The organism is Kitasatospora sp. NBC_01266 (assembly GCF_036242395.1).
Taxonomy (GTDB): Bacteria; Actinomycetota; Actinomycetes; order Streptomycetales; family Streptomycetaceae; genus Kitasatospora.
Genome location: NZ_CP108458.1, coordinates 1552841 through 1568188 on the forward strand (window position 1 = coordinate 1552841; position 15348 = coordinate 1568188).

Consider the following 15348-nt stretch of genomic DNA (forward strand, 5'->3'; position numbering starts at 1 on the left):
GACGGCCCCGGATCAGCGCGGCGGGCCGATGATCACGTTGCCGTACTTGTCGGCGATGGCGGGATCGGGCTTCACCTGGAAGCCGGGCGGGCGCGGCGTGGCACGGTCGCGACCGGTCTCCCGGAACATCCCCTCGATACCGGCCGGCGTGTTGATCACCAGCAGGTCGGCCTTCTTGGAGGTGATCCGGTAGCCGTGCGGGACCTGCTTGGGCAGGAACACCACGCCGCCCTCGGCGAGTTCGTACTCCTGGTCGTCGCACCACACCAGGGCGGTGCCCTTGATCAGCAGGAAGATCTCGTCCTCCCGGGTGTGCAGGTGGTACGGCGGCGCCTCGCCCTCCGCGACGTCGAAGCGCCCCATCATCAACTGGCCGTCGGTGGCCTTGCCGTCGAGCAGCATCGCCAGCGTGCCGCCGTCGAGCCACTCGAGTTGCTGCTGCTGTTCGGCTTGTGCGAGATAGGCCATGCTCATCGCGGGCTCCGTTCGGGTACGGGACGCTCATGCAGGCGGAACAAGCGGACGGTATCGTCCACTTGATGGAGTGTCAACAACGCCTCCGGGGTGCCGGCGGGGGCTGCGGTGGTGCCATCATCGACGGTGTGACGAAGGCACACACGAGCGACGGCACCGCGCGGCGGGAACTGCGCCGGGACGCGGCGGACAACCGTGACCGGGTGCTGGCGGCCGCCGCCGCGGCGGTCCGGCGGGAGGGCACCGCGGTGCCGATGGCGACCGTCGCCGCGGACGCGGGAGTCGGCGTCGGCACCGTCTACCGCCACTTCCCGTCGCGCGAAGCCCTGCTCGGCGCCCTGACCCGGCGCTCCTTGCGGCTCGTGCTGGACGCGGCCGGCCGGGCCGCCGAGGGCGACCGGTCCGGCCTCGAAGCCGTGCGCGGCTTCCTCGACCGGACCGTCGAGCACGGGCCCGACCTCGTGCTGCCGCTGCACGGCGGCCCGCCGATCGTCGACCAGGAGACCCTCGCGATCCAGGCCGAGGTGCACCACGCGCTCGGCTCACTGCTCCAGCGGGGCCGGCGGGACGGCACGATCCGCCACGACGTGTGCACGGCCGACCTGGTGGTCTTCGGCGCGCTGCTGGCGCAGCGGCTGCCGCACCTCACCGACTGGCGTCGCACCGCGCGACGCCAGGTGGACATCTACCTCGCCGGCCTGGCGCCGACGGCGCGGCCGCTCAGGCGCTGAGTCCGGCCGCCGGGTTCGCTCGCCTCGGTATACCGATATGCCGATTCCGGTCGACGGCGATCCGTCATTTCTGTCAGGTGTTCCCGCTCGGGTACTGAGCTTTTTCCTGACCACTCGTGAGGCGGGAAAGGGCCGGTGGTGCTGCCGTGGCAGAGGGAATTCGTCCTCGCCACCGAACGCGTCCGGTCGGCCTGCGAGGAAGCCGGGGTGCCCCGCCTGGTCTACGCCTCCTCCTCCAGCGTCTACGGGACCAGGAGCGGCGCCACCCCACGAGGAGACGGCGCCGAGCCCCGAATCCCCCTACGCGGTCAGCAAACTCGCCGATGAGCAGCTCTGCCTGGCCCACGCGGGCCAGGCCGGCGCCACGATCACCGCGGTGGCGCTGCGCCTGTTCACCGTCTACGGGCCCCGCCAGCGCCCCGACATGCTGATCGGCCGCGCCCTGACGGCGGCGCTCGGCGGCCCGGAGCTGAACCTCTACGGGGACGGCAGCCACCGGCGCGACTTCACCTACGTCGGCGACGTGGTCCGCGCCGCCATCGCCGCCGCGACCGCGCGGACCGGCACGACCGTCCTCAACATCGGGGCCGGGGTCAGCACCAGCGTGCTCGATGTGCTCAGCGCCGTCGAGCAGTTGACCGGCCGCCCGGTGCCGGTCAACAAGCTCCCCGCCCAGGCCGGCGACGTGGACGCCACCCTCGCCGACCGCTCCAGGGCCGCCGCCCTGCTGGACTGGCGGCCCCGCACCGCACTCGCCCAGGGCATCGCGCAGCAGCTGCGCCGGCTCAGCGCCGACTCCCGGCAGCCGTGAGGCCGCAGGCGTCGCTGTCGGTCGCGGCGCCGAACCACCGCTGCGCGGCGGTGCGCAGGGCCGCCAGGTCGGCCGGGTCGGGGTGGGGTGCGGCCGCTGCCCAGGCGACGTAGCAGTCGGGACGCAGCAGCAGGGCGGTCGCCCCGGGTGCGGGTGACTGGGGACGTGCGGTGATGACGTCCACCCGGTCGCGCCACGGTGCGAGGGCTCCGGCGAACGACGAGTCCTCGGTCAGGTCGAGCAGCAACGGCCGTGCGGTTCTGGTGAGTTCGGCCAGCCGGACCGTCCCGGTCGGCGTGCGCAGGTCCAGGTCCGGGGCGAACCGGCCGATCAGCGGGTGTCCGTCCGGGTCGACCGGGTCGTAGCGGATGTCGGCGCCCGCGGTGAGGTCGGCGAGGTGCTGGACGGTGTCCGGTTGACCGAGGAGTTCGGTGAACAGCTCGCGCAGCGCGGTGACATCGCTGCCCGGGGCGGTGAGCGCGGACTGCGCCTGGGCGTTGACGACCATGCGGTGGGCGGCTTTCCGGCGCTCGCTCTGGTAGCTGTCGAGCAGGTCGGACGGGGCGCTGCCGTGGATCTCGGCGGCGAGCTTCCAGCCGAGGTTGACCGCGTCCTGCAGGCCGAGGTTCAACCCGGGCCCGCCCCCTGAGGCGTAGACGTGGGCGGCGTCGCCGATCAGGAACACCCGGCGGTCCCGGAACCGTTCGGCCACCCGGGTGTTGCCGCCGACCAGCCGGCGCAGCACGTGCGGTCCCTCCCCGACCGGCGGGCTCAGCGGCAGGTCGGCGCCGAGCACGCGGTGGATGCTCGCCCCGAGTTCGTCCAGGCTCATCGGCGCCCCGGGCTCGGGCTGGTCCCACTCGACGGTGCTGATCAGCGGCGGGTGGCCGGGGAAGGGCGCGTAGGAGAACCCTCCGTGGTCGGTGCGCTGGGGCAGGAACGGCAGGACGGTGCCGTGGCCGGGTACGTTCAGCGCGCCGGTCGCGGGATCCACCCAGTCGGCCGGCACGGTGGCATGCGCCGTCCGGGTGGTCGTGCGGTCGTAGCTGATGCCGGGGAAGCCGATGCCGGACAGCTTGCGCGTGATGCTGCGCGCGCCGTCCGCACCGACGACGTAGCGGGCCCGCAGCCGGTGGGCGCCGTCCGGCCCCGCGATGTCCAGGGTGACCGCCTGCTCGTCCTGCGCCAGGGCGACGACCTGGTGTCCCCGCCTGAGCTCCACCCCCAGTTCGCCGGCCCGCTCCTCCAGGACCTGGACGAGGTGCTGCTGCGGAGCCGCCAGACCGTAGATCGGACTGTCCGGCAGCAGACTCAGGTTCAGCGGCAGCCCGGCGAACATGAAGTAGGCCGAGTTCGGCCGCGGCGGCCCCGGCAGCGCGCTGAGGCGCTCGTGGAGCCCTCGCCGGTCGACCAGCTTCACGACCTGACCGAGCAGCCCGTTCGCCTTCGGCTCGGTGCTGGGCGTGGCCCGGCTCTCCAGCACCACCGGCCGGACTCCGGCCAGGGCCAGTTCGCAGGCCAGCATCAGCCCGTTCGGGCCGCCCCCGACGATGACGACATCCGTGATGGTCAAGGTGTCCCCCCTTGTGTGAACTTACGCGTGGGCTTCCGTACGGACGTCCGTGCGGACTCCGGAAGCAGGATCGAGGAAAGCAGGATCGAGGAAAGCAGGATCGAGGAAAGCAGGATCGAGCAGCCCGGCAACTGCCGGGCGGGATCGGTTCGTTCGCTACGGAGTTGGCAGGCCCGCGGTGACCCGGTCGAACACCTCGCGCAGGACCGGGCCGAGCGGGGCGGGCGGATCCGCGCGCAGGCAGTGCTCCACCGCCACGGCGCTGCCGGCGCCGATGACCGCGGCGACCAGCGTCGGGTACACGTCCCGGGCCGCGTCGGTGCCGGTGCGCTCGGCGACCGCCCGGGCCAGTTCCTGCTGCGCGGCCGCGTTCGCCTTGACGACCTCCCCCTGCAGGGCCGGTTCGGCCAGCATGAGCCGCAGCCCGTCCGCCCAGCGCTGGTCGGCGTGGTCCGGGTGGTCGGGTTGTCCGGGTTGGTCGGGTTGGCCGGGGTGGTCGGGGTGGTCGGGGTGAGCCCCCGCGGCGGCCTCGCCCGGCGGCGCGAACTGGGCCTGGACCACGTGGGCGACCGACTCCCAGAGCGGCTCGCCGACCGGTCGCGCCCGCAGGTCGTCGGCGATCCGCAGCATGCGCTCCAGGTGGCCGGCGGCGATCGCCTCGGCCTTGTTGGCGAAGTAGTTGCGGAAGGTGCGCACGGACACGTTCGCCGCGGCGGCGATGTCCTCCACCGTCACGTTGTCCCAGCCGCGTTGGATGCACAGCCCGATGGTGGCCCGGCTCAGCGCGACGCGGGTCTCCCGCTTCTTGCGCTCCCGCAGCCCGACGCCGGTGTCGTCTCCCTCTGTCATGACGACCACCGTAGCAAATCTTGCCGGATGTGCAAGATTGCCGAGACGGCAAGATTATTTGGCGGCAGGCTCAGCGGCGGGACGGGCGCGGCGGCACGCCGGTGGCCACCAGCGAGTCGTCGGCGGGCCGGTGCTCCAGCGGGTGGTCGGCGGGGCGGAAGCCGGCCAGGTGGACGGAGAGGTAGCGGCGCCAGATCTCGGGGGCCTGGGCTGCGGTGTCCTCGATGAGGCTGCGCAGCGACAGGACGCAGAGGTAGACGTCGGTGAGGGTCAGGTCGGCGCGGACCTCGCCCGCCTGGCGGGCCTGTTGCAGCAGGGTGTCGACCAGTGCCCAGAACTCCGCGCGCCGGGTGTCCGCGGTGGGCGGGACCACCTGCCACAGGCGCGAGAGGCAGCCGCAGTGCGAGGACATGGCCGTCCCCATGTGCCACAGCGCGGCCTCCAGGCCCAGGCCGTGCGGCTGTTCGGCGAGCAGCCGGCGGCTGCTGTCCAGCAGGTGGTCGAGGAACTCGTCGTTGAGCGCGGTGATCAGCGCGTCCTTGGTGGGGAAGCGCCGGTAGAGGGTGCCCATGCCGACCCCGGCCCGCCGGGCGATCTCCTCCACGCCCGCGTCGGGGCCGAGTTCGCCGAAGACCTCCCAGGCGGCACGCAGCAACCGCTCCCGGTTCTCCGCCGCGTCACGGCGCAGCGCCCTGGTGCCGGTCGGTGCGGGCCCGCCTGGGTGGCTCGTGGTCATACGACGGTCGATTCCTCGTGTCCGGTTGCCTGGGTCGGTACGGCCCGCTGCTCCGGCGCGGCGTCCGCCGTGCCCTTGCGGAGCGTCGGGATGAGCAGTGCGGCGACCGCCGCGAGCACCGCGGCCCCCGCGAGGAACCAGAAGGTGCTGGTGTAGCCCGAGTCCGGCGGGAACGGGTGCGTGGCGGTCACCCTGGAGGCCAGGATACTGGCCGCCACACTGCTGCCGATCGCGCCGCCGATGGTGCGGATGTTGGCGTTCATGCCGCTGGCCACGCCGGTCTGCACCGGCGGCACCGCCTCGACCACGATCGAGGACATCGAGGAGAACGCCAGCCCCATGCCGATGCCCATCAGGCTGGAGGAGAGGTAGATCTCCCAGCCCTTGTCGTGGCCGAGCGAGAGCAGCACGAACGGCACGATGGTGACGGCGCCGCCGGCGACCAGCACCAGCTTGGAGCCGAACCGGGCGGCGAGCGGCCCGGTCAGGACGCCGAGGATGAACATGCCGATGGTCATCGGCAGCATGTAGATGCCGGACTGGGTGATGCTGGCGCTGAAGCCGTAGCCGGCCAGCTTGGCGGGCGTCTGCACCAGCTGCGGCAGGAAGGTCATCACGGTGTACATCACGACGCCGAAGAGCAGCGCGACCAGGTTGGCGGTCCAGACGGCGGGTATCCGCATCATCCGCATGTCGATCAGCGGGGCGTCCGACCGGAGTTCGACCAGGATCCAGACGGCGGCGAAGACCACGGCCGCGGCGAACAGGCCCAGGATGCGCGCCGAGCCCCAGCCCCAGCTGGGTCCCTCGCTGACCGCGAGCAGCAGCGCGACCAGCCAGACGGAGAGCAGCAGCGCGGCGCCCCAGCTGATCCGGCCCGGGGTGCGCACCGGGGACTCGGGGACGAACAGGTAGGTGGCGACGGTGGCGATCGCCGTCATGATCATCGGGAACCAGAACAGCCAGTGGTAGTCCAGGTTGTCCACGATGGGCCCGGCCAGCAGCAGGCCGAGGCCGCCGCCGACGGCGGTCAGCGCGGCGGTGATGCCGACGGCGCTGCGCACCCGGGCGGCCGGGAACTCGTCGCGGATGATGCCGAAGGCCAGCGGCAGCACGCCACCGCCCAGGCCCTGGATGACGCGGGCCACGATCATCAGGCCGATCGAGTGCGACAGTCCGGCCAGAGCGGAACCGGCGGTCAGCGCGACCAGCGTGACGATGAGCATCCGCTCCTTGCCGGCCTTGTCGCCGATCCGGCCCAGGATCGGTGTGGCGACGGAGGCCGACAGCAGGTAGCCGGTCATCAGCCAGGTCACGGTGTCCTGGCTGGTGTGCAGGTGCAGCATCAGGGTCGGCAGCACCGGGATGATCAGCGACTGCAGCAGGGAGTAGGCCGCGACCCCGACGAGCAGGACCGCGAAGGTGACGTTGTAGTGCGGACGGGACGTGGTCCGAGCCATAGGTGTGGGCCCCAGGTGAGTAGGAACCGGAGATTAAACTCCGGATAAGGAAGTTAGCAGAACCGGAGAATCAACTCCGCATGAGGTGGCCACCACGGACACCGGCCCCGCCGCCCGCACCTGGTGGGGGCGCGGGCGGCGGGGCCGGTGGGCAGGACAGGTCAGTTCGCGACCGGCCCCGGGTCACTGGTGCTGTGCTCGCCGTTCTCCAGGTGGCCGGCGTAGCGGCGGCCGAAGGCGGGACCGTCCACGGCGGTCACCAGCACGTCGTACCAGTTGCCCTGACCGCCGGTCTGCCAGCTGTACTCCAGGCTGTCGTGGGCCTTGAGCACCCTGGTGGCCTGCGCCTTCCCGTCGCGCTGGTAGCTGTTGGCCACCCGCACCGTGCGCCGGTCCTTGCCGTGGTTGCGGATCCGCACCCGGACCTCGTCGCGGCCGTGCTGCGAGAACTCCACCACCAGGTCGTCGCCGCCCTGCCCCTGGAACTCGAACTGACTGCCGTTGGGGCCGTAGGCGGCGAGCTGGTAGCGCGCCCCGTCGGCCACGGTCCAGAAGTCCCGCAGCCCGTCCTGCGCGGCCACGGTGTAACGGCGCGGCACGGACTGCGGGTTCTGCCGGTCGTAGACCTGGAACGCGGCGCCGATCCGGCCGTGGTTGCGCAGTTCGAGCTGGAGCGTGCCGCTCTTCCGCGGGCCCTCGTTGACCAGCGCCTTGTACTGCAGCGGACGGGCCGGGCGGGTGCCGGACTCCTGGACGGGCATCGACTGCGGCACCGGAACGCTGTACGGCTTGCCCTGGCTCGCGATCGGGTCGGGCACCTGGAAGTGCACCGGAGTGGTGTCGGCCTTGCCCTTGAAGTCGAACATCGAGGTGAGGTCACCGCAGACGGAGCGGCGCCAGTCGCTGATGTACGGGGAGGCGATGCCGAAGCGCTGCTCCAGGAAGCGCAGCACCGAGGTGTGGTCGAAGGTCTCCGAGCAGACGTAACCGCCGCGCGACCAGGGCGAGATGGCGATCATCGGCACCCGCGGGCCGAGCCCGATCGGCTGCGGGCCGGTGGGGCCGACGGTGCCCGCGGGGCTGGTCCACGGGAGGCCGGTCATGTCCAGGAACTCGTCCTGCAGGCTGGTCAGCAGGCTGTCGGAGACCATCCCCTCGCCGCCCGGGGCGCTGTGCAGCGGCGGCACCGGCGGCACGACGTGGTCGAACAGGCCGTCGTTCTCGTCGTAGTCGAGCAGCAGCACGGTGCTCCCCCACACCTCCGGGTTGGCGGTCAGCGCCTCCATCACCAGGTTGATGTAGTAGGCGCCGTCGGTCGGCGAGGAGGACGGGTGCTCGGAGTACTTGGCCGGCGGCACGATCCAGGTCACCTGCGGGAGCGTGCCGTTCTTCACGTCGGCGGCGAACTCGACCAGGGTGTGGTCCGAGGCGCCCTTCTGCACCAGCGCGCTGTTCGGGTCCGCGCCGTCGGCGGGCTGGAAGTTGTGGAAGAACATCAGCGAGTTGTCGGTGAAGTTGTCCGTGGGCTGGCCGGGGATCCCGCTGCCGCCCTGGTACAGCTTCCAGCTGACGCCCGCCTGCTCCAGCAGCTCGGGGTAGGTGGTCCAGGTGTAGCCGTTGGTGTCGTCGCGCTCGCCGGTGCCGGGACCGTTGAGCTTGGTCTTCCCGTAGACGTTGCGCGGGTCCATCGTCCCGGTCCACAGGTAGATGCGGTTGGGCGCGGTGTCGGCGTGCACCGAGCAGTGGTACGCGTCGCCGATGGTGAAGGCCTCGGCCAGCGCGAAGTGGTAGAGCAGGTCCTGGCGCTTGAGGTGACCCATCGTCAGCACATCCTGCTTCTGGGTCACCCAGGAGTCCCAGTGGCCGTCGTTCCACGCCTGGTGGCCGCTGGCCCAGCCGTGGTCGGTGCCCGCGGTGTGCTCGGTCGTGCTGCGCGGGTCGATGTACCAGGGCAGCACCTCGCTCTCGCTCGCGGGCAGGTTGCGACCCTGGTAGCGGGCGGTCTTGAGGGCGGCGGTCGGCTGGTGGAACACCGGCTTGCCGTTCGGCAGCAGCGCCGGACGCGGGTCGGCGAAGCCGCGCACCCCGCGCAGGGTGCCGAAGTAGTGGTCGAAGGAGCGGTTCTCCTGCATCAGGATCACGACGTGCTGGACGTCCTTGATCGACTTGGTGCGGGAGATCGCCGGCAGCGCCATCGCCTTGGCGATGGCCGGCGGGAACACGGAGAGCCCGGCGGCCGCGGCACCGGCGCCGCCGAGCTGGAGGAACCTGCGACGGCCGAGCTGGGGGGAGGTTTCGGAAGAACCCATGGATCTGCCATTTCTGCCGACTTGTCTGGACAACTGGACCATTCAGGGAGCCAGGGACCGGCAGGGGGCGAGCAGGGGGCGACCATGTGATCATCCGGGCAACGTTTGACCTTTCCTTTGCACAATCCGCCTCGGGCTCGGGCTGCGAGGCTCGGGGCTCAGGCCTCGCGGACGGGCAGCGGCTCGCCGCAGCGGCTGCAGTAGCGGGCGCCGGGCTCGGAGCTGACCCGGTCGCAGGCCGGGCAGATCCGGTCCAGCAGGCAGGGCGCCTCACCGCCCTCACCGGCCACCGCGAGAGCCCCGCCCACCGCGTTCCTGATGCCCAGTCCGGGGCGGCGCTGATGGACCGTGAGGTAGCTCAGGCCCTGCGGGCCGGCGCTCAGCGAGCGGCGGGCGGAGCGCGGCAGCCAGACCAGGGCATGGGGTTCCAGGGCCAGGTCGCCGGCGCGGAGGCTGATGACCCCGCTGCCCTCGACCACGAGCAGCAGGACGTCCAGGTCGTCCTCGGCGTGCTCCCCCACCGCGGCGCCGGCCGGCAGCCGCACCAGGTTCGCGTCCAGCTGGCGGCCGGGCTCGGCGAGGCGCCAGAGCGCTCCGCCCTGGCTGTCGGCCGCCTGCGCGGCGGCCAGGGCCAGGTCGGTGAGGATGCGGGGAGTGGCGGGGGTGGTGGGGGTGGTGGGCATCGGTGACCGTCTCCGTCATAGGCCGCCGGGTGGGCAGCGTTCAGCACATCGGTTCGCACCGCCCATGGTGCCCGACGCCTGCCCGGTTCTCTGCTGCTCTCTGCTCTCTGCCGCCCGGACCGTCAGGTGGACTCCTGGTCGCCGGCCGGGCGCGGGTCACCCGGCGACCGGCTCTCGGCGGCGGACTCCAGGCGGCGGAACCGGCTGGCGTGGAAGACCAGCGGCGCCACCGCGCGGTCGGCGTCCAGCGCGTGGACCCGGAGCAGCACGATGTCGTGGTCGCCGGCCCGGAGGTGCTGCTCGATGCCGCACTCGAACCAGGCCCCGGCTCCCTCGATCAGCACCGCCCCGGCGGGGGTGACCCGCCAGTCGAGGCCCTGGAAGCGGTCGCCGTCGCGCGCGGCGAGCCGGCGGCAGGCGCTCTCCTGGTGGGCGCCGAGCACGCTGACGCCGATCCGGGCCCGGTCCCGCAGCAGCGGCCAGGTGGTCGAGGTGTGGGCCACGCAGACCGAGACCAGCGGCGGGTCGAGGGAGACCGTGGTGAAGGAGCTGGCGGCCAGGCCCACCGGTGTCCCGTCCACCAGCGCGGCGATCGCCGTCACCCCGGTCGGGAACGCCCCGAACACCCGCCGCAGCTCGTCGGGTTGCGGGGGCCGGCCGGTGCCGGCGGCGTGCTCCGGATCGGCCCGGCGCTCGGCGGCACCGGTGACCGCGGCGGGCCGGGCGGGTTGCCGGGGACCGTGCCGGTCGTGGCGGGTCTCGGGGCACTGCGCTCGGGTCGCGGTCATCGTCGGCTCCACTCGTCGGCGAGCAGCTCGTAGGAGCGGACCCGGTCGGCGTGGTCATGGGTGATGGTGGTGATGATCAGCTCGTCGGCACCGGTGGCATCGCGCAGCGTCTCCAACTGGTCGGCGACCTGCGACGGTGACCCGACGAACTGGGTGTCGGTGCGATCGGCGACCAGCGCCCGGTCCGCTTCGGTCCAGACGTGCGCGCGGGCCTCGTCCGGTGTGGGGAAGGCGATCGCCCCCTCGCCGCTGCGGATGCTGCGCACCCACAGGCCGTATCCGGTGGCCAGTTCGCGGGCGGTGGCCTCGTCCTCGGCGACCACGACGTCCGCGGAGACGCTGACGTACGGACGCGCCAGCTCGGCGGAGGGCGTGAACGCGGCGCGGTAGCCTGCCGCGGCCTCCAGCACGGTGGCCGGGCTGACGTGGTAGTTCGCCGCGAAGCGCAGCCCGTGCGCGCCCGCGACCTCGGCGCTGATCCCGGCGCTGCTGCCGAGGATCCACACCTGCAGGTCGGCACCTTCGCCGGGCACCACGTGCGCCTCGACTCCGTCGGCGGTCGCGTAGCTGCCGGCCAGCAGGGCGAGGATGTCGGCGATCTGCTCGTCGTAGGGCTGGGATTCGGCCCGCGGCTGCTGGAGCAGCTTCCGGTGCAGGGCGAACCGCGGGGAGCCCAGCAGGTGTTCGAAGGAGAACCGGGCCGGGATCTTCAGGCCGCCTCGGGTGCGGCCGTCGGCCACGGCCGCCGCGCCGACCAGCGCCGGCTGCCGGGTGGCCGGTGCGGGCCTGCCGCCGGAGCGGCCCAGGCCCAGGTCGAACCGGCCGGGGTGCAGCGCGTCGAGCAGCCCGAACTCCTCGACGGTGGACAGCGCGGTGCGGTGTCCGAGCTGGACCGCGCCGGCGCCGAGCCGGATGGTGGAGGTCGCCGCCGCGGTGAGCGCCAGGACGACGGCCGGAGAGGTGCCCGCGACACCGGGGTTGAGGTGGTGCTCGGCGAACCAGTAGCGGGTGTAGCCGAGTTGCTCGGCCCGCTGGGCCAGGTCGATGCTGTTGCGCAGTGCCCGGGTCGCGGTGGATCCGGAGGAGATCGGCACGAGGTCCAGCACTGCGAGGGGCGTGTTGGCCATGAGGGTGCTCCTAATCAGTTGGCCGTCGTGGTCAGTCGGCCGTCGCGGGCGCGACCGGGCCCCAGCCGAACGGCGGGTCGGGGATGTCACGGCGCAGCGTGGGGGCGATCTCGGACTGGAACAGCGCGAGGCTGTCCCGGTGCTGGGCGTCGGTGAGACCGCCGGCGTCGGCATGCAGATGAAGCACGCTGTGGCCGAGCCGCTCGTGGTAGCGGTGCACCTTCTCGATCACCTGCTGCGGGCTGCCGATCAGCGCGGAGCTGCGCTCGACGAAGTCCTCCAGGCTGGTGAAGACCGGTTCCAGTCCGAGGCTCTTCTGGAAGGCCAACTGGCCTTCGAAGACCGGTCGGTAGACCTTCAGGGCGTCCTGCGAGGTGGGTGCGGCGTAGTAGCCGGCGGTGCCGGCGCCGACCGTCGCCAACGCCGGGTCGTGGCCGTAGTGCTCCCAGCGCTCCCGGTAGTGGCGGACGAGTTCGGCGTACGGCTCTATCGGATGGGTGACGTTGGCGGAGAAGACCGGGTCGCCGTAGCGGGCGGCGAGGTCGACCGATTCGCGGCTGGTCGCGCTGCCGTGCCAGACCCGGATCGGCTGCTGCAGCGGCCGGGGCCAGACCTCGGCCTCGGCCAACTCCGGTCGGAAGCGCGCCGGGTAGGTCACCTTGTCCTGCCGCCAGATGCGGCGGAACAGCTCGTAGGACTCGGCGTTGCGCTCCCACTGGTCCTCGGGGGTGACCTGGAAGAGCTCGCGCTGGGCCGCGCCGTTGCCCTTGCCGATGATCAGTTCGAGTCTGCCCCCGGAGAGGTGGTCCAGGGTCGCGTAGTCCTCGTAGGCGCGCACCGGGTCGAGCAGGCTCAGTGTCGTCACCGCCGTGAACAGCCGGATCCGCCTGGTGAGGGCGGCGAGGTGGCTGAGCACCACCGGCGGCGAGGAGGAGATGAACGGCCGCTCGTGGCGCTCGCCGACGCCGAAGCCGTCGAAGCCCAACTCCTCGGCGAGCAGCGCGTTGTCGATCACCTCGCGGAAGCGGTCCTGGGTCGACTTCCGCGCGCCGGTCACCCGGTCCGGCGCGTGCACGATCAGGGTGATGGCCAGGAACTTCACGAGGCCACCCGCTCGCTCGCCGCGTCGGCGTCGGGGTGGGCCAGGCCGAGGTGGTCGCGCAGGGTGCTGCCCTGGTACTCGGTGCGGAAGACGCCGCGCTCCTGGAGCAGCGGGACCACGGTGTCGGCGAAGGCGTCCAACCCGCCGGGGGTGAGGTGCGGGACGAGGATGAATCCGTCACTGGCGTCGGCCTGGACGAAGGAGTTGATGGTCTGCGCCACGGTGGCCGGGGAGCCGACGAAGGACTGGCGGTTGCCGGTCTCGATGACCAGCTCGCGGATCGACCACTTGTTGGCGGCGGCGAGTTCCCGCCACTGCCGGGCGGTGGCCAGCGGGTCGCGGTACATCCGCACCTGGGCGCGGCCCTGGGCGATCGCGTGCTCGCCGGGGTCCGGATCGATCTCGGGCAGCGGGCCGTCCGGGTCGTAGCCGGACAGGTCGCGGTTCCAGACGAACTCCAGGTGCTTGAGCGCGGTGGCGCCGCTGACCTGCTGACGGCGCACCTCGCGGGCCAACTCCTGTGCCTGGGCGTCGGTGTCACCGAGCACGAAGGTCGCGGCGGGCAGGATCAGCAGCTGGTCGCGGGTGCGGCCGTGCCGGGCCAGCCGGCCCTTGACGTCCGTGTAGAACGCGCGCCCCTCCTCGAAGGTGCTGTAGCGGCTGAAGATCGCGTCCGCGCTCGACGCGGCGAACTCGCGCCCCTCCTCCGAGTCGCCGGCCTGGAAGATCACCGGGCGGCCCTGCGGGCTGCGCGGGACGTTGAACTGTCCCTGGATGTCGAAGTGCTGCCCCCGGTGGACGAACGCACCGGCCCGCGCCTCCCGCAGGAAGCTGCCGGACTGCTGGTCGGCGGCGATCTCGTTCCCCTGCCAGGAGTCGAACAACTCGGTGGCGGTGCTCAGGAACTCCTTCGCCCGCGAGTAGCGCTCGTGCTGCGGCAGGAAGCCGCCGCGGCGGAAGTTCTCGCCGGTGAAGGCGTCCCACGAGGTGACCACGTTCCAGGCGGCCCGGCCGCCCGACAGATGGTCGAGGCTGGCGAACTGGCGGGCCACCTCGTAGGGCTCGTTGAAGGTCGAGTTGATCGTGCCGGCCAGGCCCAGGCGTTCGGTGACGGCGGCCAGCGCGGCCAGCACGGTGAAGGTGTCGGGTCGCCCGACGACGTCCAAGTCGTAGATCTCTCCGCCCTGTTCGCGCAGCCGCAGCCCCTCGGCGAGAAAGAGGAAGTCGAACTTGGCTCGTTCGGCGGTCTGCGCGAAGTGCCGGAACGAGCTGAACTCGACGTGGCTGCCCGCCTCCGGGTCGCTCCAGACGGTGGTGTTGTTGACGCCCGGGAAGTGGGCGGCGAGGTGGATCTGCTTGACAGGCTTGCTCATGGTCCTGACGTCCTTCTGACCTGGAATCAGACAGCGGCGGTGGCATAGCGGTTGGCCGGGCGAGGCAGGCCGAGCAGCCCGCGCAGGGTGTTCGCCCGGTACGCGGTGCGGAAGGCATCGCGGCGCTGGAGTTCGGGCACCAGGTGGCGGGTGATCTGCTCCAGGTCGTGCGGCAGCACGGCGGGCCGCAGCCGGAATCCGGTGAGCCCGGCCTGCTGCAACTCCTGTAGCAGATCGGCGAGTTGCTCGGGCGTGCCAGTGAAGACCGGCGCGTCGCCGGTGAATTCGCCACCGGCGCTCTGGTCCAGGCGGGCCCGGCGCTCGGCGGCGGCGCCGGGGTCACTGTCGAGGAAGACGGTGAGGTCGCCGAAGACGTGCACCGTCTCCTCGGCCCGGCCGGCCGCGGCCTGCTCGCCACGGATCTCGGCCACGATCGACCGGGCGTGCCCGGTGTCGCGCGGGGTGACGAATCCCAGGTCGGCCGAGCGGGCCACCAGCCGGTACGGCACGGTGGCGTGCGCCAGCGCGGCGACAACGGGCTGGCCCTGCGGCGGGCGTGGCGTGATGGACGGCCCCCGGACGCTGAACCTGCTGCCCTCGAAGTCGATGTAGTGCAGCTTGCGGCGGTCGATGAAGCGCCCGCTCCCGGCGTCGCGGATCTCCGCGTCGTCCTCCCAGCTGTCCCACAGCCGCCGCAGCACCTCGACCCAGTCGCCGGCCTCGTCGAAGAGCTCCGCGAGCAGCGCCTGCCCGGCCGGCGAGGCCAACTCCTCGATCCGCAGCGGCGGCACCGTGCGGCGGCCGAAGTGCGCGGCCTCGTCGGAGCGGCCGGACACCTGCACCCGGACCCCGGCCCGCCCACCGCTCACGTAGTCGAGGGTCGCGATCGCCTTCGAGAGGTGGAACGGTTCGGTGTGGGTGACCACCGCGGTCGGCACCAGCCCGATGTGCCGGGTCAGCGGCGCCACCCGGGCGGCGATCAGTACCGCGTCCAGCCGCCCCCGCACCTGGTCGGTCCGCCCGTCCGGGCCGGTGTACCGGGAGGACTGCAGGCTCAGCGAGTCCTCGATGGTCACGAAGTCCAGCAGGCCCCGCTCGGCTTCGGCGACCAGCTCGGACCAGTACCGCGCGGTGAGCAGCTCACCGGGCCGGGCACCCGGCTCCCGCCAGGCCGCGGGATGCCAGCCGGCGCCGTCGAGGGCAACGGCCAGGTGGATAGGTGGAGTTGACGGTCCGGGCTGGGCTGGTCCAGGCATGGGCGAACTGCTCCCTGTGGGCATGCCGACATCACGTCCACGTCCACGCCCGTACGGCGGCCGGGCTGGCGGGTCG

At 72.3% G+C, this 15348-nt stretch carries 14 protein-coding genes and 1 pseudogene; 3 read left to right on the forward strand and 12 right to left on the reverse strand.

The window, feature by feature from the left end; genetic code table 11:
• Positions 1–12: 12 nt before the first annotated feature.
• On the reverse strand, positions 13–474 hold the full coding sequence (locus OG403_RS06895; RefSeq protein WP_329562282.1) for a cupin domain-containing protein: 462 nt from the start codon (positions 472–474) through the stop codon (positions 13–15).
• A gap of 128 nt (positions 475–602) precedes the next feature.
• Between OG403_RS06895 and OG403_RS06900 the strand changes: the two genes are divergently transcribed.
• From OG403_RS06900 to OG403_RS06905, 3 genes and pseudogenes are all read left to right on the forward strand, one after another.
• On the forward strand, positions 603–1205 hold the full coding sequence (locus OG403_RS06900; protein WP_329562283.1) for a TetR/AcrR family transcriptional regulator: 603 nt from the start codon (positions 603–605) through the stop codon (positions 1203–1205).
• Positions 1206–1343: 138 nt separating this feature from the next.
• Entirely contained in the window at positions 1344–1532 is a 189-nt protein-coding gene (locus OG403_RS36675; RefSeq protein ID WP_442911052.1) for an NAD-dependent epimerase/dehydratase family protein, read from the forward strand.
• A pseudogene (locus tag OG403_RS06905) lies at positions 1513–2016 on the forward strand (NAD-dependent epimerase/dehydratase family protein); the annotation flags it as partial. The gene OG403_RS36675 and the pseudogene OG403_RS06905, both read left to right, overlap by 20 nt.
• Here OG403_RS06905 and OG403_RS06910 read toward each other — a convergent pair.
• The 11 genes from OG403_RS06910 to OG403_RS06960 form a co-directional block, all read right to left on the reverse strand.
• Positions 1991–3589, reverse strand: coding sequence for an FAD-dependent monooxygenase (locus tag OG403_RS06910; protein WP_329562287.1), 1599 nt, complete (start codon positions 3587–3589; stop codon positions 1991–1993). The pseudogene OG403_RS06905 and the gene OG403_RS06910 overlap by 26 nt on opposite strands.
• Positions 3590–3745: 156 nt before the next feature.
• Entirely contained in the window at positions 3746–4438 is a 693-nt protein-coding gene (locus OG403_RS06915; protein ID WP_329562289.1) for an acyl-CoA-like ligand-binding transcription factor, read from the reverse strand.
• A 70-nt stretch (positions 4439–4508) separates the two neighbouring features.
• Complete coding sequence (locus tag OG403_RS06920; protein ID WP_329562291.1) at positions 4509–5174, reverse strand: TetR/AcrR family transcriptional regulator; 666 nt, start codon at positions 5172–5174, stop codon at positions 4509–4511.
• A complete protein-coding gene (locus OG403_RS06925) occupies positions 5171–6634 on the reverse strand; it encodes an MFS transporter (protein ID WP_329562293.1) in 1464 nt (487 codons plus the stop codon). The genes OG403_RS06920 and OG403_RS06925 overlap by 4 nt, the downstream gene beginning before the upstream one ends.
• A 161-nt stretch (positions 6635–6795) precedes the next feature.
• A complete protein-coding gene (locus OG403_RS06930; protein ID WP_329562295.1) occupies positions 6796–8943 on the reverse strand; it encodes a phosphocholine-specific phospholipase C in 2148 nt (715 codons plus the stop codon).
• Positions 8944–9101: 158 nt separating this feature from the next.
• A complete protein-coding gene (locus OG403_RS06935) occupies positions 9102–9626 on the reverse strand; it encodes a zinc ribbon domain-containing protein (protein WP_329562297.1) in 525 nt (174 codons plus the stop codon).
• 122 nt (positions 9627–9748) lie between these two features.
• Positions 9749–10414 (reverse strand): flavin reductase family protein, encoded by a 666-nt coding sequence (locus tag OG403_RS06940; RefSeq protein WP_329562299.1) that lies wholly within the window; start codon positions 10412–10414, stop codon positions 9749–9751.
• Positions 10411–11541 carry an LLM class flavin-dependent oxidoreductase gene (locus OG403_RS06945; protein ID WP_329562301.1) on the reverse strand — a complete coding sequence of 377 codons (1131 nt, stop codon included), beginning with the start codon at positions 11539–11541 and terminating at the stop codon, positions 10411–10413. Before OG403_RS06945 ends, OG403_RS06940 begins: the two co-directional genes overlap by 4 nt.
• A 31-nt stretch (positions 11542–11572) precedes the next feature.
• On the reverse strand, positions 11573–12643 hold the full coding sequence (locus OG403_RS06950; RefSeq protein WP_329562303.1) for an LLM class flavin-dependent oxidoreductase: 1071 nt from the start codon (positions 12641–12643) through the stop codon (positions 11573–11575).
• On the reverse strand, positions 12640–14016 hold the full coding sequence (locus OG403_RS06955) for an NtaA/DmoA family FMN-dependent monooxygenase (protein WP_329562305.1): 1377 nt from the start codon (positions 14014–14016) through the stop codon (positions 12640–12642). Before OG403_RS06955 ends, OG403_RS06950 begins: the two co-directional genes overlap by 4 nt.
• Before the next feature lie 26 nt (positions 14017–14042).
• On the reverse strand, positions 14043–15272 hold the full coding sequence (locus OG403_RS06960) for an LLM class flavin-dependent oxidoreductase (protein ID WP_329562307.1): 1230 nt from the start codon (positions 15270–15272) through the stop codon (positions 14043–14045).
• Positions 15273–15348 lie beyond the last annotated feature (76 nt).